At 60.9% G+C, this 20,454-nt stretch carries 22 protein-coding genes and 2 riboswitches; of the genes, 11 read left to right on the forward strand and 11 right to left on the reverse strand.

Features of this window, described 5'->3' with window-relative positions; genetic code table 11:
* Positions 1–12 precede the first annotated feature (12 nt).
* Genes RYB09_RS12500 through RYB09_RS12510 form a run of 3 tightly spaced genes read left to right on the forward strand, consistent with a single transcriptional unit; the run spans position 13 to position 2,031 of the window.
* Complete coding sequence (locus tag RYB09_RS12500; RefSeq protein WP_058408156.1) at positions 13–786, forward strand: PIG-L deacetylase family protein; 774 nt, start codon at positions 13–15, stop codon at positions 784–786.
* Positions 783–1,409 carry an SAM-dependent methyltransferase gene (locus RYB09_RS12505; protein ID WP_316888683.1) on the forward strand — a complete coding sequence of 209 codons (627 nt, stop codon included), beginning with the start codon at positions 783–785 and terminating at the stop codon, positions 1,407–1,409. Before RYB09_RS12500 ends, RYB09_RS12505 begins: the two co-directional genes overlap by 4 nt.
* Complete coding sequence (locus RYB09_RS12510; protein ID WP_002553273.1) at positions 1,378–2,031, forward strand: glycosyltransferase; 654 nt, start codon at positions 1,378–1,380, stop codon at positions 2,029–2,031. Before RYB09_RS12505 ends, RYB09_RS12510 begins: the two co-directional genes overlap by 32 nt.
* Positions 2,032–2,038: 7 nt before the next feature.
* On the opposite strand, the gene RYB09_RS12515 is transcribed toward RYB09_RS12510, so the two are convergent.
* The 4 genes from RYB09_RS12515 to pcaD all read right to left on the reverse strand — a co-directional run bounded on the left by RYB09_RS12515 (position 2,039) and on the right by pcaD (position 5,952).
* Positions 2,039–3,079: an alpha/beta hydrolase family protein gene (locus tag RYB09_RS12515; protein WP_058408215.1), complete on the reverse strand. Its 1,041-nt coding sequence runs from the start codon at positions 3,077–3,079 to the stop codon at positions 2,039–2,041.
* 359 nt (positions 3,080–3,438) lie between these two features.
* Entirely contained in the window at positions 3,439–4,047 is a 609-nt protein-coding gene (locus tag RYB09_RS12520; RefSeq protein ID WP_058408158.1) for an FMN-dependent NADH-azoreductase, read from the reverse strand.
* Between the two features lie 74 nt (positions 4,048–4,121).
* The gene (locus RYB09_RS12525) at positions 4,122–5,081 is read right to left on the reverse strand and encodes a LysR substrate-binding domain-containing protein (protein WP_058408159.1); all 960 of its coding nucleotides are present in this window, start codon (positions 5,079–5,081) and stop codon (positions 4,122–4,124) included.
* A 79-nt stretch (positions 5,082–5,160) separates the two neighbouring features.
* Complete coding sequence (pcaD, locus tag RYB09_RS12530; RefSeq protein ID WP_122280819.1) at positions 5,161–5,952, reverse strand: 3-oxoadipate enol-lactonase; 792 nt, start codon at positions 5,950–5,952, stop codon at positions 5,161–5,163.
* A 127-nt stretch (positions 5,953–6,079) separates the two neighbouring features.
* Between pcaD and RYB09_RS12535 the strand changes: the two genes are divergently transcribed.
* Complete coding sequence (locus RYB09_RS12535; protein WP_058408161.1) at positions 6,080–6,436, forward strand: MmcQ/YjbR family DNA-binding protein; 357 nt, start codon at positions 6,080–6,082, stop codon at positions 6,434–6,436.
* Here the strand turns inward: RYB09_RS12535 and RYB09_RS12540 are convergent.
* Complete coding sequence (locus tag RYB09_RS12540; protein ID WP_058408162.1) at positions 6,431–6,865, reverse strand: DUF1294 domain-containing protein; 435 nt, start codon at positions 6,863–6,865, stop codon at positions 6,431–6,433. The genes RYB09_RS12535 and RYB09_RS12540 overlap by 6 nt on opposite strands.
* Positions 6,862–7,692 carry an undecaprenyl-diphosphate phosphatase gene (locus RYB09_RS12545; protein ID WP_005745167.1) on the reverse strand — a complete coding sequence of 277 codons (831 nt, stop codon included), beginning with the start codon at positions 7,690–7,692 and terminating at the stop codon, positions 6,862–6,864. Before RYB09_RS12545 ends, RYB09_RS12540 begins: the two co-directional genes overlap by 4 nt.
* 251 nt (positions 7,693–7,943) lie before the next feature.
* On the opposite strand from RYB09_RS12545, the gene pnuC reads away from it, so the two are divergent.
* Both pnuC and RYB09_RS12555 read left to right on the forward strand, forming a co-directional pair.
* Positions 7,944–8,507: a nicotinamide riboside transporter PnuC gene (pnuC, locus tag RYB09_RS12550; RefSeq protein WP_005731787.1), complete on the forward strand. Its 564-nt coding sequence runs from the start codon at positions 7,944–7,946 to the stop codon at positions 8,505–8,507.
* Positions 8,504–9,037, forward strand: coding sequence for an AAA family ATPase (locus tag RYB09_RS12555; RefSeq protein WP_058402264.1), 534 nt, complete (start codon positions 8,504–8,506; stop codon positions 9,035–9,037). The genes pnuC and RYB09_RS12555 overlap by 4 nt, the downstream gene beginning before the upstream one ends.
* Here the strand turns inward: RYB09_RS12555 and RYB09_RS12560 are convergent.
* A complete protein-coding gene (locus RYB09_RS12560) occupies positions 9,025–10,350 on the reverse strand; it encodes a sigma-54-dependent transcriptional regulator (RefSeq protein WP_122280820.1) in 1,326 nt (441 codons plus the stop codon). The genes RYB09_RS12555 and RYB09_RS12560 overlap by 13 nt on opposite strands.
* Before the next feature lie 327 nt (positions 10,351–10,677).
* On the opposite strand from RYB09_RS12560, the gene RYB09_RS12565 reads away from it, so the two are divergent.
* On the forward strand, positions 10,678–10,944 hold the full coding sequence (locus RYB09_RS12565) for a hypothetical protein (RefSeq protein WP_003315350.1): 267 nt from the start codon (positions 10,678–10,680) through the stop codon (positions 10,942–10,944).
* A gap of 95 nt (positions 10,945–11,039) precedes the next feature.
* Here RYB09_RS12565 and RYB09_RS12570 read toward each other — a convergent pair whose 3' ends face one another.
* From RYB09_RS12570 to cobW, 4 genes are all read right to left on the reverse strand, one after another.
* On the reverse strand, positions 11,040–11,627 hold the full coding sequence (locus RYB09_RS12570; RefSeq protein ID WP_316888690.1) for a vWA domain-containing protein: 588 nt from the start codon (positions 11,625–11,627) through the stop codon (positions 11,040–11,042).
* Between the two features lie 77 nt (positions 11,628–11,704).
* Positions 11,705–12,733, reverse strand: coding sequence for an ATP-binding protein (locus RYB09_RS12575; RefSeq protein WP_316888692.1), 1,029 nt, complete (start codon positions 12,731–12,733; stop codon positions 11,705–11,707).
* Complete coding sequence (gene cobN, locus RYB09_RS12580) at positions 12,733–16,497, reverse strand: cobaltochelatase subunit CobN (RefSeq protein ID WP_122260059.1); 3,765 nt, start codon at positions 16,495–16,497, stop codon at positions 12,733–12,735. Before cobN ends, RYB09_RS12575 begins: the two co-directional genes overlap by 1 nt.
* A 4-nt stretch (positions 16,498–16,501) precedes the next feature.
* Positions 16,502–17,566 (reverse strand): cobalamin biosynthesis protein CobW, encoded by a 1,065-nt coding sequence (gene cobW, locus RYB09_RS12585; RefSeq protein ID WP_122260060.1) that lies wholly within the window; start codon positions 17,564–17,566, stop codon positions 16,502–16,504.
* A 114-nt stretch (positions 17,567–17,680) separates the two neighbouring features.
* Positions 17,681–17,904, reverse strand: a riboswitch (cobalamin riboswitch).
* Between the two features lie 58 nt (positions 17,905–17,962).
* A riboswitch (cobalamin riboswitch) is annotated at positions 17,963–18,177 on the forward strand.
* Between the two features lie 95 nt (positions 18,178–18,272).
* Between cobW and RYB09_RS12590 the strand changes: the two genes are divergently transcribed.
* From RYB09_RS12590 to cobM, 4 genes are read left to right on the forward strand one after another with little or no spacing between them, the layout of a single operon-like run.
* Positions 18,273–18,458: a CbtB domain-containing protein gene (locus tag RYB09_RS12590; protein ID WP_122260047.1), complete on the forward strand. Its 186-nt coding sequence runs from the start codon at positions 18,273–18,275 to the stop codon at positions 18,456–18,458.
* A gap of 10 nt (positions 18,459–18,468) precedes the next feature.
* Positions 18,469–19,176 (forward strand): CbtA family protein, encoded by a 708-nt coding sequence (locus RYB09_RS12595; RefSeq protein ID WP_122260048.1) that lies wholly within the window; start codon positions 18,469–18,471, stop codon positions 19,174–19,176.
* The gene (locus RYB09_RS12600; protein WP_122260049.1) at positions 19,154–19,603 is read left to right on the forward strand and encodes a cobalamin biosynthesis protein; all 450 of its coding nucleotides are present in this window, start codon (positions 19,154–19,156) and stop codon (positions 19,601–19,603) included. The genes RYB09_RS12595 and RYB09_RS12600 overlap by 23 nt, the downstream gene beginning before the upstream one ends.
* Before the next feature lie 32 nt (positions 19,604–19,635).
* A complete protein-coding gene (gene cobM, locus RYB09_RS12605; protein ID WP_316888697.1) occupies positions 19,636–20,385 on the forward strand; it encodes a precorrin-4 C(11)-methyltransferase in 750 nt (249 codons plus the stop codon).
* Positions 20,386–20,454: the final 69 nt, after the last annotated feature.

Here is a 20,454-nt window from a genome sequence, read left to right on the forward strand (position 1 = left end):
AGCGTATCTATCATGAGCGAAGGCTTTGTAGTCAGCGACGACGAGTCTGGCCAGGGCACGCCTCTGGCTGCCTGGAACGCCTCCGGCAAGCTGCGCAGCGTGCCGGCGATTACCGCTGACCTGCTGGTGCCGAACAATTGCAGGGCAGTCATCATCGCCCCGCACCCGGACGATGAAGTGCTGGCATGCGGCGGCTTGATGAGCCAGTTAGCACAACTGGAACGCAATCTGTTGTTGATCTCGGTCACTGACGGCACCGCCAGCCATCCGGGCTCCACGCTATGGCCTGTCGAGCGACTGTCTGCAACCCGGCCCCGGGAAAGCGCCGAAGCCTTGAATCGTCTCGATATTCCCCTCGAGCGTCTTGAGTGGCTGCGCTGCGGCTTGCAGGATGGGGCTGTGGCCGAATCCGAAGATCAGCTGACAGAGTTTCTTGAACGTCATCTGGGCCCTGCCGACGTGGTGTTCGCCACTTGGGCAGAAGATGGTCATGGCGACCACGAAGCCGTTGGCCGTGCCAGTGCAAGAGCCTGTGCGTCTACCGGAGCGCAGCTTTGCGAAGTACCGATCTGGGCCTGGCACTGGGCTGACCCTGAAGACGAGCGGCTGCCATGGGACCGCGCACGCAAGTTGCTGCTGGACCCGGCGACCCTTGCCCGTAAACGCAATGCCGCTCAGGCCTTCGCCAGTCAAGTGCAGGGTGACCCGGCCATCGGTCTTGCGCCCGTTCTGCCAGCCGTTGTTCTGGAAAGACTGCTGCAACCGTTTGAAGTGGTATTCGTATGAGCGTCGAAGACCGCTATTTCGATGAGCTGTTTCGCAACAACGATGACCCGTGGGCGTTCAAGCAACGCTGGTATGAGCGGCGCAAGCGTGCGCTGACACTGGCGGCCCTGCCCCGTGAACGGTATCGCTCGATATTCGAGCCCGGCTGCGCCAACGGCGAACTCAGTGCCGACCTTGCCGGGCGCTGTGACGCACTGGTGTGCGGCGACACGTCAAACCTGGCGGTGGAACTGGCACGCCAGCGTCTGGCAGGACTGCCCCATGTGCGCGTGTTGCAGGCCCGTTTGCCACAGCAGTGGCCGCAGGGACAATTTGATCTGATCGTCTTCAGCGAACTGGGTTACTACCTCGACGTCGATGACCTGCACCGCCTGATCGACTGCGTTCTATCCTCGCTTTCACCTGACGGCCAGTTGCTCGCCTGTCACTGGCGTCCTGATATCGAGGGCTGCCCGCTGAACGCGCAGGCTGTACACGATATCCTTGCCGAACGCTTGGCCATGCACCGCCTTTTCAGTCATCACGAACAGGATTTTCTGCTGGACCTGTGGAGTCGTGATGGAACCTCCATAGCAGAACAGGAATTCTCCGATGATCGGCATTTTGATCCCGGTGCACAATGAAGAGCAGCTACTCGATTTGTGCCTCGAAACGATAAAGCAGGCGGCTGAACACCCGGATCTCAAGGGTGAGCGAGTAGAGGTGCTGGTGGTTCTCGACAGTTGCACCGACAGCTCGGCAGACATCGCGCGAGCGCACGGGGTGATGGTCCTTGAGGTCTCGGCCCGCAACGTCGGGCAGGCACGCGCCGAAGGAGCAGCTTTTCTTCTCGACCGAGGTGCGCGCTGGCTGGCCTGCACCGATGGCGACAGCACCGTGGCGAATGACTGGCTTGCCGAGCAACTGGCACTGGATGCCGATGCGGTATGCGGGACCGTCATGCCCGGCGATTGGAACAAGGATATCTCCGCGGCTGCGCAGGCGGCTTACCTCAAGCATTACCAGCACCGGGACGGCCATCGGCACATTCATGGTGCCAACCTGGGCGTGAGCTCAATTGCCTATATCAGTGCAGGCGGGTTTCCGGCACTGGCCTGTCACGAAGACGTGCATCTGGTTCGCCAGCTGGAGCTTATCGGCGCGCGGATCGCCTGGAGCTGCCGCCCGCGGGTCACGACCAGTACCCGCCTGGACTCAAAAGCCAGAGGCGGGTTTGGCGACTTTCTGAGTTCGCTGAACGCCTGAAAAGCGCTTATTCGTGATGCGCTGTCTGCATACCTGAATGGTCAGGGTCGGCAGAATTGAGCGCCGTGCTGAAGAAGCGCACAGCTTCTGCGCTCAGGTTGCGGTGAATGTCTTCGCGGTCCACTCCGTCAGGGTCGTTGCACAGTAACGGTGCGTTCGAGCGCTGTTCGTCACTGCACGGTGCCATAAAGACAAAGTGCCCTGCCCCCGCCAACAATTTATAGTCCGGGGCCTGCGGCAGTTTGCGCGCCAGCGCTTCGGCATTGCGGTCGATGGCCAGCAACTGGTCGTCATCCCCGGCATACATCAGCACCGGCACATGCACGTCGCCAAGCGTGTGACGGCCGAACATCAGGCTCAACGGGGCCATCAGCATCAGCGCACCGACCCTGGGGTCAGCCTGGGCATGCAGGTCATCGCGATCGGCGACCAGCTCCCCTTGAGTCTTGCAGGCGTCACGGTCTGTGGGACGTTCGAGGCAATACTGGCGCAGGCGCTGTAGATCAGGCTGCGCGCCCGCAAGAATAAGCGCAGTTTCGCCACCGGCCGAATAGCCGATCACGCCCACCTGACGAGCATTGAGATAAGGGGCCAGCATGGGATCAAGCAAGGCCGTGCTGATCGCTTCGGAAATCTGCAGCGGGCGACCATACAGGTTACTCAGGCTGCCCAGCCGACTGTGATCACGATCATTGTCGCCAGGATGAACCACAGCAACCACCACAAACCCTTGGCGCGCCAATGATGTGGCCAGGTCATGCAACGCCAGCGGTGTACCGGTATTGCCATGGGACAGCAGCAGCAACGGGAACCGGCCCATTGCAATCGGCGCATCTTCGCCGGCCTCGACGCGATAGCCGTGCAGGGTGCTCCACTGCTCACTGGCGGTCGACGGGTAAAACGCGATGGCCTGCACCGGCTGTGAATCTAGCGGGTCGGGGAAACTCAGCTCGTGATAGCCCGCGCTCCAGACGTCATCAGCCTGAGCGTGAACCGCAATCAGGCTGTCGAGCAAGCAAACCAGCATCACTGCACAAAGACGTACCATCGAAAGGCCCAACCTTTGCAAATCCGGAGGCTCGCCCGGATAGTCCATTCAGCGCTTGTGTCGAGCATCGTGCTCCAGCGCGCCGTTCTCACTCAGATGAGAGTGTGTAAAACAGAAATAGTGCACAAGCCGGGCCATAAACCGCCCGCTTTTTTCAGCAATTGTGAAAAGCACCACAAAACCGCAAACACAGTGCCGCGAAGATGCAGTTTAGTCCTTGAATAGCCCGCTTACCTGTAAGGAAGCTGTCAAGGTTGAGTACGCTCAAAACTGCATGCAGTTGTGCGCGCACAAAAAAACTCCACAGCCCGGCGCACACTGCTGCGCGGGTTGTGGAGTTTTGTGCAGACCGTTACCGATCAGGCGGCGAACAGCTCGCTCTCGATATGTTGCTGCGCGGCCGTCATGGCGTTGGCACGCGGTTCTTCACCATAGGCCAGGCCGTGCGCACGAACAAATTGCAGGTCAGTGATGCCGACAAAAGCGAATAGCGCCTTGAGCAGCTCTTCATGGCCAACGCCGGTTGGCTGCCCGACGTGCAGGCCACCGGAAGTGGAAACGATAATAACCTTCTTGCCGCCACACAGGCCTTCAGGGCCGGCTTCGGAATAGCGGAAAGTGCGGCCGGCAACCATGATCCGGTCAAACCAGGCTTTTAGCTGGGACGGGATAGTGAAGTTGTACATCGGCGCACCGATCACCAGCACGTCGGCGGCGAGAAACTGCTGCAAGGTGGCTTCGTTAGTGTCGACTTCCTGTTGCTGGGCCGCATCGCGGGCTTCTACAGGGGTACCCGCTGCGGCAAGACTGGCAGCAGAGAAATGCCCGAGGGCTTCGCTGGCGAGGTCGCGGTAGGTTACCTGGCTGTCGGCATGCGAGCGCTGATAGGCCTGAACGACCTCATGGGTCAACTGACGCGAAGCGGAATGATCGCCGAGGATGCTGGAATCGAGGTGCAATAAATTCATAACGTAGCTCCTTAAAGAAAATCGCCACTTAGCGATCAAGTGGCGAGCATCCTATCCTTGATCGCAATAGATGATTAGTGGTCTTGAATGCGACTGTTCGTTCTATGAAGAGAACAATAAAGCGAGTCGGGGCTGAGGCTCAGCTCTTTAAAGGATGTCTCAAACACATCCAGCAGCCCTCTGACCGCGGGAAGCAGCCCACGGCGCGAAGCAAACACGGCGTGCACGATGCCGCACTTTGGCCGATGCTGACTGAACAGTTCGACCAGACGTCCGTCCTGCAAGGCTTCGCGGACAATCAATTCAGGCAATTGCGCCACCCCAACGCCCTGCAGGGCGGCCTGCAGCATCATGTCCAGATCCGAGCTGATCAGCCTCGGCGTGTGGCGAATTTCAGCATAGTTGCCGGGAGTCGTTTCCAGCAGCCAGCGATGCTCATGGTTGGAAGACGGCGTGTCGAGGCTGGGCAGTGTCGATAGCGCCTCAAGTGTAGGTGTTGCGGACAGCCTGGCAGCCAGATCAGGGCGTGCGACCAGACGTTGAGCGCTGTGCCCGAGCAGCTTGACCACCAGCCCGTCGTCTTCCAGCGGCGGGAAGCGCACACGCAACGCAATATCGATGTTCTCCGTCAGCGGGTCGACACGGCGGTTGGTACTTTCGACCTGCACCTGAACCTTCGGATGATCGGCCGCGAACCGGGCAATGGTCTCGTTGAAGCCCATCGCCGCCAGTGCCGGAGGACAGCTGATCGCCACCCTGCCCTGCGGCTCGGATTTGGAACGCAGAATAGCCTCTTCGGCAGCCTCGGCTTCGACCAGCATTGCCACGCAGTGAGCGTAGTAATCGCGGCCGCTCTCGGTCACCGCGAACGTACGCGTCGAGCGGTGAATCAGCCGTACACCCAGGCGCTCTTCCAGCCCGGCAATACGACGGCTGAGCTTGGACTTGGGGATTCCCAGTTTACGGCTTGCGGGCGCAAAGCCGAGGCATTCGACCACCTGGACGAAATAAAACAGATCATTGAGATCAAACACCCGGCCACCTCGCTTTCAGAGCCGCGAGTATGCAGCGCCCTGGCAAGCCTCTCAATACCGGGTTTCAGATCCCGCCAGCTCACTCGGCTGTCAGAAATGCCAGCACTGGCACCGTGAATGACTCCCCGGCCTCGACACTGGACAAATGAGCCGCGTGCAATTCGATCATCTGCGAACCTTTAATGCGCTCGACCATAAAACGCCCATCCGCTGGAGTGGTTACCGCATCTTCAGTGCCGCAGACGACCAATACCGGCAGCTGGATGGAGGCAATGTGCTCACGGAAATCGGCATCACGCACGGCAGCGCAGTTAGCGGCGTACCCCTGTGGCGATGTGCGGGCCAGCATACTGACAACCGTGTCGACCACAGCAGGCTCGGCGTGCGCAAATGAAGGCGTAAACCAGCGCGCGACAGAAGCATCACGCAACGCAATCATGGCTGACTGCCCGTCACGCAGAACGGTTTCAATGCGAGGGTTCCAGATATCGGGGTTGCCGATTCTGGCTGCCGTGTTGCACAGCACAACCTTGCGCAGGCGCTGCGGCGCATTGATGGCGAGCCACTGACCGATCAGGCCGCCCATGGACAAGCCACAGAAAAAAGCCGTGTCTATGTGCAGCGCATCCAGCAACGCCAATACGTCGCGGCCATTCTGCTCGATGCTGTAACTGCCCTCGCTGACCAGCGATTTGCCATGCCCGCGCGTGTCGTAGCGCAACACCTGAAAATGACGAATGAACGCGGGAATCTGGTTGTCCCACATATGCAGATCAGTGCCCAGCGAGTTGGACAACACCAGCACCGGCGCACCGGCCGGGCCTTCGAGCAGGTAGTTCAGTTCACCATCGGCGAGTTGCACGGCAGACATTCGAGACTCCGGAGAAGGACAAACCTGCACACTAATGAGTGTCGCAGCAGCATACAATCCACTGATCGAATATCCGTGCGGCTATCGAACAGCTTACCGCTCGACGCCACACTTGAAGGAGCATTCCGTGAACAAGACCCGTAACAAAGAAGATATCGCCCGGTTCTGCCTGGACTTGCCGGGCGCACGAGAGGATTACAAATGGGGCGGTGTGCGCGTGTTTTCCGTTGCCGAAAAAAAGATGTTCGCAGTCATGGACCTGGTCGGCCAGGACCTTTCGTTCAAGGTCAATCCGGAATTGTTTCTGGGTTACGTGGATCGGCCCGGCATAAGGCCTGCGCCTTATCTGGCCCGCGCGCACTGGATCAGCGTGGCAGACCTGCACACACTGAGTGACGATGAAGTGCGCGATCTGCTGACGCGCTCCCACCAACTGGTGGTCGGCAGGCTACCGAAACGACAGCAGATCGGCTTGAAACTATAAAGGCGACAGCTGCAAAAGCCGCTTGCCCAGAAACAGCCAGTCAAGCCACAGCGCCTGATGCGCCAGCACGATCAGCCAGAACACGACCTGAAAAGGCACCTTGCGGGTCTTGTGCCGAAACACCTGCTGCGCCAGCAATGCTCCGGGCCAGCCACCGAGCAGTTCGGTGGCATGCAGGACATTCTCCGGCGTGCGCTGACCGCCGTTTCCAGCCTGTCGCTTGTCATGCCGATAGAGCACAAACGCCAGCAGGCTCATGACTATCAAGGCGAGCGCCGGGATCAACGTGACCTGCCTGAACCCCAGCGACGCAGAGCCGTAAACCGGTAGCGCACACAGCAGCAGGAACGCCAGCACCTTCAGGCGCAACTGCCGGACCGGTGCCCTGCCCCGGCCAGCTGGCCGCTGCGTTTCGCGGTCGCGTGTCATGCCTTGGCCGATGCCCAGTCGATCCAGCCAAACTGCCAGGTCGCCAGAATCAGCAGGCCGAAGGCGATGCGATACCAGGCGAACACTGCATAGCTATGAGTAGCGATGAACTTGAGCAGCGCGCGAACAGCAATCATCGCGAAGATGAACGAGGTAATGAAACCGATGGCAAACACCGCGAAGTCGTCCGGGCGAAACATGTCCCGGTATTTGTAGCCCGAGTACACGGCTGCACCGACCATGGTTGGCATGGCCAGGAAGAACGAGAATTCGGTCGCTGCCTTGCGTGACAGACCGAACAGCAGCCCGCCAATAATGGTCGAGCCAGAGCGCGATGTGCCGGGGATCATCGCCAGACACTGCACCAGCCCGACTTTCAGCGCATCGCTCCAGGTCATGTCATCGACGGTTTCGGTACGCACAGTGTGCTCGCGGCGCTCGGCCCAGAGCATGATCACACCGCCCACGACCAGCGCCGTTGCCACAGTGATGGCATTGAACAGGTAATGGTGAATCATGTCGGCAAAGATCACACCCAGTACCACGGCAGGCATGAAGGCGATCAGCAGGTTAAGGGTGAAACGCTGCGCTTGCTGTTGCTTGGGCAAGCCTGTGACAACGTCAAGAATCTTGCGCCGAAACTCCCAGACCACCGCCAGAATCGCACCCAGCTGGATGATGATATTGAAGGCCATGGCGCGCTCGCCGCCAAAATCGATCAGATCGGCGACGATGATCTGATGCCCTGTACTGGAGATCGGCAAGAACTCCGTCAACCCTTCTACAACACCCAATATCAACGCCTGAGCAGCGGTCCAAAGATCCATCATTCCCCCATGAAGCGATGCCGCAGGCTCGCTGTTTAATGTTGTCGTATAAAAAATGCTTGCCACTATGCCGTCGCATGCCTGAACGAAGCTTGAAGAAAGTCGCGCAAATGCAAGGCGCCGAATGCTAGCAGACCTCCACGCACAAAGCCTGCTGACGTGCAGCCTGACGCAACACAAGCTCCACGCCGCGCGCAGAAGCGCATACAATCGCCGCCCCCGACCCTCACAACCCTCACCAAGGAGCCGCCATGTCCGGGCTTGAACTCTTCGCTGCCGCCATCGGCGTTATCGCGGTCTGGCTGACAGTGAAGCAGAATCCCTGGTGCTGGCCAATCGGGCTGGTGATGGTGGTGATCTACATCTGGATATTCTTCGACGTAAAGCTGTATTCAGACATGCTGCTGCAGGTCATCTATGCAGGCTTGCAAATCTACGGCTGGCTGCAGTGGACTCGCCATGGCGACGGCCTGCCGGTCAAGGCTGTCACTGTGCTGCCGAGCCATTCAGTGCTTAAAGGGCTGGCTGTCGGCGCAGTCATCAGCCTCGCGCTGGGCGCTGGCATGGCGCATTTCACCGACGCCGCACAGCCATGGCTCGACGCAGCACTGACGGGTTTCAGCCTGGTCGCACAAGTGTGGATGGCACACAAGCGCGTTCAGTGCTGGCCGCTGTGGATTGTGCTGGATGTGATTTTTGTCGGCCTGTTCATCTACAAAGAGCTGTACCTGACCGCTGCACTCTATGCGCTGTTTACCCTGCTGGCCGTGCAGGGCTGGCGCGAGTGGCGTAACGATCTGGCGCTGGCGCGATGAAAGTCCTGGTCCTGACCGGCCCCGAGTCCAGCGGCAAGAGCTGGCTGTCGGCCGAAATACAGAATCGGTTCGGCGGCGTACTGGTCGGCGAATACGTACGTCATTTCATCGATCAACAGGGGCGCGATACCGACTACGCCGATATACCGGCCATTGCTCGCGGCCAGCTGGACTGGGAGGATGCCGGTCGCGCCAGCGAGCCGCACTTGCTGATACTCGACACACACTTGCTGAGCAATGTGCTCTGGAGCCGCACCCTGTTCGGCGACTGTCCGGCGTGGATCGAACAGCAACTGCTGAGCCGCTCTTACGACCTGCACCTGCTGCTGTCACCCGAGGGCGTGGACTGGATCAGCGACGGGCAACGCTGCCAGCCGCAGCTATGCGAGCGCCAGGCCTTCTTCGACAGCAGCCGGGAATGGCTGGACCACCATCGGCAGGCCTATAAAGTGCTGGGCGGTGACTGGCCGCAGCGCCGCGAACAGGCGATGGCGGCTGTATCGCAACTGCTGGGGGCTCAGCGGATCTGATGCTTGTGTAACAGCCGATAGAAGGTCGGTCGCGATATGCCCAGAACTCTGGCCGCCACACTCAGATTGTCACTGTGGCGGGTCAATACATCGCACAATGCCTGACGCTCGGCACGCGATTTATATTCCTCCAGCGTGCCCATACTGCCAGCACTGTCTTCTTCGCCCAGCAAGCCCAGGTTTGCCGCTTCTATCTGCCTGCCTTCGGCCAGCACCAGCCCGCGCCGTACCCGACCGGCCAGCTCTCGCACATTGCCCGGCCAGTCGTGCTTGCCCAACGCCACCAGCGCATCCTGACTGAAACTGCGTGCTCGCCTGCCGCTGTCCTGACTGTACAAATGGGCGAAATGGTTGGCCAGCAACGCCAGATCGCCATGACGCTCGCGCAACGGTGCCACCCCGACCTGCAGCACATTGAGCTGGTAATACAGGTCTTCACGAAAGCGCTTTTTCCGCACAGCCGTTTCAAGATCTTCACGGGTCGCGGCCAGCACCCGCACATCCACTGCAATCGACTCACCGCCGCCCAGGCGCTCGATTTGCCGGTCTTCCAGAAAGCGCAACAGCGACATCTGGGTTTCCAGCGGCAGATCGCCAACCTCGTCAAGCAGCAGCGTGCCGCCGTCAGCAGCTTCAAGCAGCCCGATCCTGTGCGCCTGAGCACCGTCAAACGCAGCGCTTTCATGGCCAAACAGCTCGGTCTGGATCGAATGCCCGCTGAACGCAGCGCAATCCACGACAACAAAGGGCTTGCCGCGTCGCTGAGACTGTACATGCAGGCTGCGTGCGATCAGCTCTTTGCCCGTACCACGCTCGCCACGAATCAATACCGGTGAATCGATAGGTGCCAGCCGGCTCAGCAGCTTGCGCAGCTCACGAATGGGCCGACTGTCGCCCAGCAGCTCGGGCTCGGCCTCGGAAAGCGCCAGCCCACCTTGCACTTCGGGACGACCTGCCGCTAACGCTCTGTCCAGCGTGCCATGCAACCGCGCTGCATCGAAAGGAAGGGTGTGAAAATCGAAAAACCACTGGCAAACGAAATCGCCGATTTTCTCGCGTTGCAGATCGTTGGCTGACAGCACTGCAACCCAGCGCATGTTGCTGTGGGCGACAAGCTCCTGAAGCCTGGGCAGTTGTTCGAAATGACCGGACGTCAGGCGAATCAGGCCCACGTCATGATCGGGATTGAAGGTAGAACCTGAGGTGCTTTCCTGCACCGTCCATCCGGCATCACTCAAAGCAGGAATCAGAAGATGACAGTCGTCACCGCCGTCGATGATCAACAGACGTCGCGTTGGGGCCGATCCATGCATGAAGTTTCCTTGGCGCCCGACGTGGAGTGGGATTTTTAAAAGCTTTTCATAAACAGCATGTTGGCGAGCCCAATTATTACCCTAGCAAATTTTTGACGCAGCGTTGTACCGTTTGGGTCTAACGCTCATAACCCTCTGTCACTAACGCCTTAGCCGCTGAAGGATGTTTATTTGCAAGGTCACGCGCGCGAGCGTTGAAAAAAATTCGCATATTTTTCTTTGAAGGGTGTGACTCATGCCCCCTTGTCGTTCATCAACACAAGTAACCAGCCGGACGGTCAGCCCGCCGCCGTGACTGAATTGATATGGGCACTTGAGGAAAAAACCATGAACGCCCCACTGCGCTTCAACGATGCACTTCTGATCGCTGGACACGCTTTTGAACCCTTCCAGTGTGTTGCCTGGGCACCACAGGACGGTAACGGCGAACTGAGCCTGACGGTGATCGACCGCACCAGCAACCGTATCGGTCGCAAGCAGATCCCGAGCAGCACCTATTCAGACAAGCGGCAACTGGCCAGCGCTCTGGAACAGGCGCGTGCAGAAATCAGCAACGAAGGCTACGACCTTGAGCCTTGGACCATGCCAGCCTGACGCAGGTTTGAGCGTTGCCCGTGCACTGCAACTGACTGTCGTGCCAATGCTTCAGCGCATTGGCACGCAGTTCCAGAACTGCCAGACCTGATAGCTCAAACCGGTTTCAGCTCATCAATGTGCTGATAATCAGCCCCCAGGCTGGACGCCAGTTCCCGCGCCCTGCCCAAGCGGATCGGGCCTTTCTCGATATCGATCAACACACTCGCGCAATTGAATGCAGGCAGGACGGGTAACTGCTTGATCCTGCCATCGGTCAGCACCAGAACCCGCTGCTGCTCGGCCGGATAGCGTTTTTGCCGCTTTGCCAGCCATTCACCGGCCTGCTGAAGCGCCGCAGACAGTGGCGTGCCGCCGCCCGCACCCAGTGCATTCAGCCATGGACTCAATGCCGATGACGCTTTCAGGCCCTGATGTTGCCAGCGTGGCGCGTCACCGCTGGCGGTCAGCAAGGCAAGACGCGCGCGGCGTCGATACGCATCGTCGAACAATTGCGACAACAGCCCCTTGGCCTGGCTCAACGCCTGATGGCGTCGTGTAGAAGCTGAAGCATCGACAATCACCAGCAATAACTCACTGGGACGGCTGCTGCGCGGCTGGCGAATCAGGTCCTTGCGGCTTTCCGGCCGACCGCGCAACAGTGTGGGCAACCATTGCACCGGGCCATCAGCACCGGCACGCATGGCCCCTTGTCTGCCAGTGGCCAGTCGACCAGGACGGGGAACGGCATCCGCCCCCTGCGAGATACGAGGGCGGATGCCTAAGGCTTTTTTGGCCAGCTCGGCACTTCGCGGCGTGCGCCGGTAGTGACGGCCTGGGCGGGCAGCTCGCCCCAGTTGCCCTGCCCGCTTTCAGGGTCGGCCTGCCTGCTGGACGATCCGGGCGGCGGCGCTTCCGGGTTTTGTGGTGGCGGGGCCGGCTCGCGCCGCCGATGACGCAAGGCAAACTCGGCGACCGCTTCGATGTCCTGTTCTTCAATTCGACCGGCACCACGCCATGCAGCATGGGCGCGCGCGGCGCGCAGCCAGACCAGATCGGCGCGCATACCGTCGACACCTGCAGCAAAGCATCGCTCGGTGATCATTGCCAATGAATGGTCATCCAGCTCGATACCGGCAAGCAGTTGACGCGCCTGCTCACAACGAAGCTTCAAGGCGTCCTGCTGCGCTTGCCATTGCTGGCAAAACATAACCGGATCGCTGTCGAAATCCAGACGGCGACGGATGATCTGGCTGCGCTCGGCAGGCAGGGTCTGGCCACTCAATGCGACGTTCAAGCCAAAGCGGTCCAGCAACTGCGGGCGCAATTCACCTTCTTCCGGGTTCATGGTGCCGATCAGTACGAAGCGCGCGGCATGGCGATGGGAAATACCATCCCGCTCGACCAGATTGACACCGCTGGCCGCAACGTCCAGCAACAGGTCGACCAGATGGTCGGCGAGCAGATTGACCTCATCGACATACAGCACACCGCCATCGGCCTTGGCGAGTACACCCGGGGAAAATTGTACACGACCCTCGGCCAGCGCAGCGTCCAGATCCAGCGTGCCGACCAGACGCTCTTCGGTAGCACCCAGCGGCAAGGTGACGAACTGACCGCTGGCCAGCACATCGGCCAGCCCGCGGGCCAGCGTCGATTTGGCCATGCCCCGAGGCCCTTCGATCAATACGCCACCGATGCGCGGGTCAATGGCGGTCAGGCACAACGCCAGCTTCAGGTCATCGGCGCCGACCACAGCGGCCAGCGGAAAATGTGGAGTTTCGGTGATGTTCGGGTCAGGCAAGGTCATCAGTTCTCTTCTATGTCCAGGAGCAGGTCTTCCAGCGCCTGCTGATACTCGCCCGGCTCCTGCCAGAGGCCACGCTGCTGGGCTTCGAGCATGCGCTCGGTCATGTCGCGCAAGGCATCGGGATTGTGCTCGGCGAGAAAATCGCGAGTGGTCGGGTCAAGCAGATAGGCGTCGGCCAGCAGCGCGTACTGGTGATCATCGATCAGTTCGGTGGTCGCGTCGAAGGCAAACAGGAAATCCACGGTCGCGGCCATTTCGAACGCACCTTTGTACCCATGACGTCTGGCCCCGTCGATCCATTTCGGATTCGCTGCGCGCGAGCGTATCACCCGGTTCAGCTCTTCCTTCAGGGTGCGGATTTTCGGCAGGTCCGGCTGGCTGTGATCGCCATGGTAACTGGCGGTCTTCTGCCCGCTGAGGGTTTCCGAAGCCGCGAGCATGCCGCCTTGAAACTGGTAATAATCGTTTGAATCAAGCAGGTCGTGTTCGCGATTGTCCTGATTCTGCAGCACGGCCTGTACCTGAGACAGTCGCTGGGCAAAGCGCTGACGCGCAGGCGTACCTTCATCGGCAGCACCATAGGCGTAACCGCCCCAGTTCAGGTAAACCTCGGCAAGGTCCTCACGGCTCTGCCACAGACGGCCGTCGATCGCGCCCTGCACGCCAGCACCATAGGCACCGGGCTTGGCGCCGAAGATCCGCCAGCCCGCCTGACGCGCCGCTTCGTCTTCGCTCAACCCTTCGGCGATAAAACCTTGTCGTTCTTCTCGCACCCTGGCCGCCAGCGGGTTCAGGTCGTCCGGCTCGTCCAGCGCAGCAACTGCCTGCACCGCAGCGTCGAACAGCTTGATAAGGTTGGCGAAGGCATCACGGAAAAAGCCCGACACCCGCAATGTCACGTCTACCCGCGGGCGGTCCAGCAGGCTGACCGGCAGAATCTCGAAATCATCGACCCGCTGGCTGCCCGTCGCCCAGACCGGGCGTACGCCCATCAGCGCCATCGCCTGAGCGATATCGTCACCACCGGTGCGCATGGTCGCCGTGCCCCAGACCGACAGCCCCAACTGACGCAGATGGTCGCCATGGTCCTGAAGGTGCCTTTCCAGCAACAGGCTGGCGGACTGGAAACCGATACGCCACGCCGTGGTGGTCGGTAGGTTGCGGACATCCACGGTAAAAAAGTTACGACCGGTGGGCAGCACATCCAGACGCCCCCGACTCGGCGCGCCGCTGGGGCCTGCCGGGACGAAGCGGCCGCTCAGTGCATCGAGCATGCCCTGCATTTCGCCGGGGCCGCAGGCGTCCAGACGCGGCGCGACCACTTCACGCAGGCTGTCGAGAATCAGTGCCAGATCATCGTCGACCGGCAGGTCGTGCAGCGCTTCGCCCTGTGTCACGCGTTCGATGAGCGCAGCGGCGTAAAGCTCAAGCCGTTCACGCGCATCACCGGCAGTGCGCCACGGGTCACTGCTGACTGCCAGTAACGCAGCGGGACGCGCGCCGGTCCAGGGTTCGGCCAGTTCGCAGTCCAGCGGGTCGAAATCCAGACCGAACGCTTTGCTCAACGCCCGTAACAGACTCGACTGCGCGCCGCGCCCGTCGCCACGCGGGATGCGCAGCAGGGCCAGCAAGGTGTCGGTACGCAGACGGCCTTGTGGTGACTGACCGAAGATGTGCAGGCCGTCGCGAATCTGCGACTCCTTCAGATCACACAGGTAAGTGTCCAGGCGCGGCAGCCAGAGCGCCGCATCGGCGTCGCTGTCGAGGTTTTCGCCCAGGGCCAGCTCGCGGTCGATATGGGTTTCACGGACCAGTTCAAGAATGTCCCGTTGCAACTCGCGCGCGCGGCGCGGATCAAGCAGTTGCGCCTCATAGAACTCGTCGGCGAGCAGTTCCAGATTGCGCAGTGGGCCATAGGTTTCCGCGCGGGTCAGAGGCGGCATCAAGTGATCGATGATCACCGCCTGGGTGCGTCGCTTGGCCTGTGCGCCCTCGCCCGGATCGTTAACGATGAATGGATAGATGTTCGGCATGGCACCCAGTACAGCGTCCGGCCAGCAGGTTCGGGAAAGGCCGACGCCCTTGCCCGGCAGCCACTCAAGGTTGCCGTGCTTGCCGGCATGCACCACGGCATGCGCGCCGTACGCCTTGCGCAGCCAGAAGTAAAACGCCAGATAACCGTGGGGCGGAACCAGATCCGGGTCGTGGTACACCGCGCTGGGGTCTACCTGGTAGCCACGCGCAGGCTGAATGCCAACAAAGGTCAGGCCAAAGCGCAGACCGGCAATCATCATCCTGCCACTGCGAAACATCGGATCGCCGTCCGGCGCGCCCCAACGGGCATTCACGGCATCACGGTTTTCCTGCGGCAGCTCGTTGAACGCCGCCAGGTATTCCTCCAGTGCCATGCTTTGCTGGCAGGGCCGCAGGTCAATGCTGTCCAGATCATTGGTCACACCACCCAGCAGTTGCTGGATAAGCTCGGTGCCGCTGTCCGGCAATTGTGCCAGCGGATAACCCTCGGCCTGCATGGCGCGCAGGATGTTCAGCGCCGCAGCAGGCGTGTCGAGCCCCACACCATTGCCGATCCGCCCGTCGCGGGTCGGATAGTTGGCCAGGATCAACGCCACGCGCTTCTCGGCGTTGGGCAGCCGCGCCAGTTCGATCCAGCGCCGCGCCAGTTGCGCGACAAAATCCATCCTGTCCGGCTGGGCGCGGTAACACACCACGTCCGACTGGCTGCGCTCGCTGCGCCAAGCCAGATCCTTGAAACTGATTGGCCGACTGATGATTCGCCCGTCCAGCTCCGGCAAGGCAATGTGCATCGCCAGATCGCGCGCACCAAGGCCCTGTTCGCTGGCCTGCCAGGCAGGTTCGTTGTCCTGCGCGCAGATCGCCTGAATGACCGGCACGTTGCGCCGAAACGGGCGCAGATGCGGCGCTTCCGGGCTCGACTGGGCAAAGCCGGTGGTGTTGAGGATCAGCTCGGTTTCAGCCTCGTCCAGCCAGTCCTCCACCTGAGTGAAACAGCCGGGCTCCTTCAGGCTGGCCACGGCTATGGGCAACGGGTTGATGCCCTGCGCCTGCAAGCGCGCACAGAACTCGTCGATAAAACCGGTATTGGCGGCCTGCAAGTGCGAACGATAGAACAGCAGCGCCACGACGGGCTGCCCTGCAACCCAGTCGGCTTGCCAATCGGTGAGCTGCGCACTTGCCAATCGAGGGTGGTAAATGGCTGTGCGTGGCAACGGTTGGGGCTCGGTCCAGGAATAGTCCCGGTCCAGCCAGCGACTGGCCATGCAACTATACATTTCCAGCGCATTCTGCAAGCCGCCCTGACGCAGAAACTGCCATAGCCGGTCGCGTTCTGCGGCAGGCACTGTGCTCAGGTCGCTCAGTTCAGGATCAGGGCGGTCATCACCAGGCACCAGAATGACCTGAACCCCGCGTGCCGCCAGCTCCATCAGCCGCTCGACGCCGTAACGCCAGTAACCGATGCCACCGTGCAGGGAAATCAGAATGACTTTGGCGTGGCGCAGCACCTCATCGACGTACAAGTCGACCGAAGCGTGATTCTGTACCTGCATCGGGTTGGCCAGACGCAGGCTCGGGTAGTCGTCAGGGAGCTGCCGGGCAGCTTCGGCCAGCAGCGCCAGGCTGGAGTCTCCGCTACAGAGAATCACCAGCTCGGCCGGGGTCTGGCCCAGATCGGCAATGCTGTCGTCGGGTACGAAACCGCCGGGCTGGGTTCTCAGTAAATGCATGGGGTCAGCCGACAACTGCAGCGTTGAGCTGCGCTTGCAGGGCCACGGCATCCAGCTCCTGACCAATCAGCACCAGATGCGTGGCACGCTCTTCGTCGGCGCGCCAGGCGCGGTCGAAGTGCTTGTCAAAACGCGTACCCACACCCTGGATCAGCAGGCGCATCGGCTTGCCGGGAATGGCCGCGAAGCCTTTCACGCGCAGAATGCCGTGCTGCACGACCAGTTGATTCAGTGCGTCCAGCAGCACCTTTTCATCGGCCTGAGGCAATTTCAGGGAAATCGAATCGAAAGCATCGTGATCGTGGTCATCATGATCGTCATCGTCGTGATGATCATGATGGGTCTTGCGACCATCGATATGCAGCTCGGACTCGGCACCGACACCCAGCAGTACGCTGATCGGCAGACGACCGCTGCTGGCTTCAATCACCTTGACGGCTGGCGGCAGTTCTTCGGCAACTTCGGCACGCACCGCTGCCAGACCTTCGGCGTCGATCATGTCGGCCTTGTTGAGGATCACCAGATCGGCGCTGGCCAGTTGATCAGCGAACAGCTCGTGCAGAGGCGACTCATGGTCCAGGTTCGGGTCGAGTTTGCGCTGCGCATCGACCTGATCGGGGAACGCAGCAAACGTACCGGCCAGTACCGCAGGGCTGTCGACGACAGTGATCACCGCATCGACCGTGCAGGCGTTGCGAATTTCCGGCCACTGAAAAGCCTGAACCAGCGGCTTGGGCAATGCCAGCCCGGAGGTTTCGATCAGGATGTGGTCCAGATCGCCACGACGCGCGACCAGTTCGCGCATGACCGGGAAGAATTCTTCCTGCACCGTGCAGCACAGGCAGCCGTTGGCCAACTCATATACCCGGCCGTTGGCCTCTTCTTCGGTGCAACCGATGGTGCACTGCTTGAGGATTTCTCCGTCGATGCCCAGCTCACCGAATTCATTGACGATGACCGCGATGCGCCGCCCTTCGGCGTTGTCGAGCATGTGCCGCAACAGGGTGGTTTTGCCCGAGCCGAGGAAGCCGGTGACGATGGTGACGGGAAGCTTGGCCAGTGTTTTCATCAGGTGCCCTTTGGCAATGCGGCGGGCAAACAGGACGAGAACCGCGTGCCTGGCACACGGATCGGATCGCCACCGGATCACCCCGCCCGGTTGTAGTGAGAATTCGCAGGCTTTTTGGTCAGCCCGGTTCGAGGCAGGTCTCCTGGCTCACGGCGGCATGTGGCAGGCAATGAAGAACGTGCCGACACGCGTTCATTGCGCCTTCCCGCCGCAGCAGTGGCTGTGCAATGAACTTCACCGTTTACAGTTGCGGGGGCAGCTGCGGCGTGTACCGCATTCCCGTCTTAGCTCCATGTGTAACGCTTTACGCATGGAGAACCTCGAACCGGCAAGGCTACGCAGTGACCGCAGACAGGTCAATCGTTCAGATTGACGATCCCCCGCCGCCCATGCTCTCCTGTACGCCTTGTTTCGGGTGCCCCTCACGGGGTGAAACGGGAAACCGGTGCGCTCACGCTGTCGAGCAAGTCCGGTGCTGCCCCCGCAACGGTAAGCGAGAGAAGGTCTGATCCACTGTGCCACGGCATGGGAAGGTGACCTTGCAGGCCTTGAACGTACGTCGTTTGAGCCCCTCGCGAGCCCGGAGACCGGCCCGACATCGTTGCAATGACAAACCCGCGGTGGGCGGGCGCAGTTGAAACCTCTGGCGTCTGCCGGCAGGTTCCTTCGCGCGTGGCCCGCTTGCCAATCATCAAGAGGGATCGCCATGTCGACCATCAGCAGCAGCCACGCCGCCGCCACCAGCTCCACCCGCACTCAACGCCTGACAGCCGCCATCAGCGCTGCGCTGCTGGGTGCCTGTCTGGTGTATTTCGCCGGTTTCTCGCACATCGCGGCCGTACACAACGCCGCACACGATACCCGTCACAGCGCTGCCTTTCCTTGCCATTAAGGATTCCACAATGTTCAAGCGAATCGCACAAACTGCCGGGTTCACGGGCCTGCTTGCGGCCCTGCTGTTGACCGTGCTGCAAAGCTTCTGGGTGGTGCCACTGATCCAGCAGGCCGAAACCTACGAGAACGCAACTGCCGAACAGGTCCATGAGCATGCCGACGGCGCGGCTGCCGAGCACAGTCATGCGCATGACCAAGCGGCCTGGGAACCTGAAAACGGCTGGCAACGTGTGCTGTCCACCACGGGCGGCAATCTGGTGGTCGCGGTAGGCTTCGCCCTGATGCTTGCCGGGCTTTACACCCTGCGCGCGCCGGGTCGCACAGTGCAAGGCGTATGGTGGGGGCTGGCCGGTTTCGCGGTTTTTGTGCTGGCACCCACGCTTGGCCTGCCGCCTGAATTGCCAGGCACTGCTGCCGCCGAACTGAGTCAGCGTCAGGCCTGGTGGATAGGTACGGCCGCATCGACTGCCGCCGGGCTGGCCTTGCTGGTATTTGGTCAGAACTGGCTGCTCAAAGTGCTGGGCGTGGCGATTCTGGTCGTTCCTCACGTGATCGGCGCACCACAGCCGCTGGTCCATCAGAGCATGGCACCCGAAGCTCTGGAATCGCAATTCATGCTTGCCTCACTATTGACCAACGCGCTGTTCTGGGTCGCGATGGGGCTGATCAGTGCCTGGCTGTTCCGCAGAAACGATGCCGACCTGCATCAGGCCTGATTTTCCGACCGTTCAGCCCGGCTCGTCACTGGTGGCCGGGCTGGGCTGTCGCCGCGGTTGCTCTGCAGCGACGTTGCGCGAGCTGATCGAGAACAGCCTTCGCGTGATTGACCTGGAGATTGCCAGCGTCACTGCGCTGGCATGTATCGATCTGAAAGACCAGGAACCGGGCCTGCTTGAACTGGCCGGGCAACTGGCAGTGCCGCTGGTGTTCTTCAACGCCGCGCAACTGGTCGCGTGGGAGCTGCACCTCACCCATCGTTCTGCGCAGGTCTTCCAGACCACCGGCTGTCACGGTGTCGCCGAAGGTTCGGCACTGGCGCTGGCCGCGCAACTGGGAGACGGCACCGCCACCCTGCTGATCGAACGGCAGAAAAGCGCCCACGCCACATTTGCCTTGGCAATCAGCCCTGCATACAACGGATAATCTCCCCGCGCTCATCCACTCCGGAGAATTCATTGACTGTCTATTTCATCGGTGCCGGCCCTGGCGATCCCGAGCTGATCACCGTCAAGGGGCAACGCCTGATTCGCACATGCCCAGTCATTATCTATGCAGGCTCACTGGTGCCGCTCGCCGTGCTGGAGGGTCATCAGGCCGTGCAGGTGACCAACAGCGCCAAGCTGCATCTGGAGCAGATCATTGAACTGATAAAGGCCGCGCATGCGCAGGGCCAGGACGTTGCTCGCGTGCATTCCGGCGACCCGAGCCTGTATGGCGCCATCGGCGAGCAGATCCGCCATCTGCGGGAACTGAATATTCCATTCGAAATCATTCCCGGCGTCACCGCGACCGCTGCCTGCGCTGCGCTGCTGGGCGTCGAGCTGACCCTGCCGGATGTTTCGCAAAGCGTGATTCTGACTCGCTATGCCGACAAGACCTCAATGCCCTGCGGCGAAGAGCTGGCCAGTCTGGCCAGCCACCGGGCAACCATGGCGATTCATCTGGGGGTGAACAACCTGCAGCGGATTGTCGACGAGCTCGTTCCACATTACGGAGCCGATTGCCCGATTGCCGTGGTGCACCGTGCCAGTTGGCCGGATCAGGACTGGGCAGTTGGCACACTGGCGGATATTCATGAAAAAGTGCAGGCCAAAGGCTTTCGCCGCACGGCATTGATTCTGGTCGGACGTGTGCTTGCCGACGACACCTTCAGCGAGTCCTCGCTGTACCGCGCCGGGCATGCACACCTGTTCAGACCGAGCTGATATTGGCGAAGGCGATACTCCGGGCGCAGAACACAGCGGATCTGCCCCGGTCGCTGCGAAGCATCTCCC

It is taken from the genome of Pseudomonas syringae group sp. J254-4, assembly GCF_032586855.1.
GTDB lineage: Bacteria > Pseudomonadota > Gammaproteobacteria > Pseudomonadales > Pseudomonadaceae > Aquipseudomonas > Aquipseudomonas amygdali.

Excerpts from the sequence above, each read along its gene's own strand:
- RYB09_RS12575 (WP_316888692.1), bottom strand. The coding sequence starts at position 12,733 with ATGACCTTGCCTGACCCGAACATCACCGAAACTCCACATTTTCCGCTG.
- RYB09_RS12505 (WP_316888683.1), top strand. The coding sequence starts at position 783 with ATGAGCGTCGAAGACCGCTATTTCGATGAGCTGTTTCGCAACAACGAT.
- RYB09_RS12590 (WP_122260047.1), top strand. The coding sequence starts at position 18,273 with ATGTCGACCATCAGCAGCAGCCACGCCGCCGCCACCAGCTCCACCCGC.
- RYB09_RS12500 (WP_058408156.1), top strand. The coding sequence starts at position 13 with ATGAGCGAAGGCTTTGTAGTCAGCGACGACGAGTCTGGCCAGGGCACG.
- RYB09_RS12540 (WP_058408162.1), bottom strand. The coding sequence starts at position 6,865 with ATGACACGCGACCGCGAAACGCAGCGGCCAGCTGGCCGGGGCAGGGCA.
- RYB09_RS12600 (WP_122260049.1), top strand. The coding sequence starts at position 19,154 with ATGCCGACCTGCATCAGGCCTGATTTTCCGACCGTTCAGCCCGGCTCG.
- RYB09_RS12595 (WP_122260048.1), top strand. The coding sequence starts at position 18,469 with ATGTTCAAGCGAATCGCACAAACTGCCGGGTTCACGGGCCTGCTTGCG.
- cobW (WP_122260060.1), bottom strand. The coding sequence starts at position 17,566 with ATGAAAACACTGGCCAAGCTTCCCGTCACCATCGTCACCGGCTTCCTC.
- RYB09_RS12555 (WP_058402264.1), top strand. The coding sequence starts at position 8,504 with ATGAAAGTCCTGGTCCTGACCGGCCCCGAGTCCAGCGGCAAGAGCTGG.
- RYB09_RS12545 (WP_005745167.1), bottom strand. The coding sequence starts at position 7,692 with ATGGATCTTTGGACCGCTGCTCAGGCGTTGATATTGGGTGTTGTAGAA.
- cobN (WP_122260059.1), bottom strand. The coding sequence starts at position 16,497 with ATGCATTTACTGAGAACCCAGCCCGGCGGTTTCGTACCCGACGACAGC.
- RYB09_RS12520 (WP_058408158.1), bottom strand. The coding sequence starts at position 4,047 with ATGAATTTATTGCACCTCGATTCCAGCATCCTCGGCGATCATTCCGCT.
- pcaD (WP_122280819.1), bottom strand. The coding sequence starts at position 5,952 with ATGTCTGCCGTGCAACTCGCCGATGGTGAACTGAACTACCTGCTCGAA.
- RYB09_RS12570 (WP_316888690.1), bottom strand. The coding sequence starts at position 11,627 with ATGCGTGCCGGTGCTGATGGCCCGGTGCAATGGTTGCCCACACTGTTG.
- RYB09_RS12510 (WP_002553273.1), top strand. The coding sequence starts at position 1,378 with ATGATCGGCATTTTGATCCCGGTGCACAATGAAGAGCAGCTACTCGAT.
- RYB09_RS12560 (WP_122280820.1), bottom strand. The coding sequence starts at position 10,350 with ATGCATGGATCGGCCCCAACGCGACGTCTGTTGATCATCGACGGCGGT.
- RYB09_RS12565 (WP_003315350.1), top strand. The coding sequence starts at position 10,678 with ATGAACGCCCCACTGCGCTTCAACGATGCACTTCTGATCGCTGGACAC.
- pnuC (WP_005731787.1), top strand. The coding sequence starts at position 7,944 with ATGTCCGGGCTTGAACTCTTCGCTGCCGCCATCGGCGTTATCGCGGTC.
- RYB09_RS12515 (WP_058408215.1), bottom strand. The coding sequence starts at position 3,079 with ATGGTACGTCTTTGTGCAGTGATGCTGGTTTGCTTGCTCGACAGCCTG.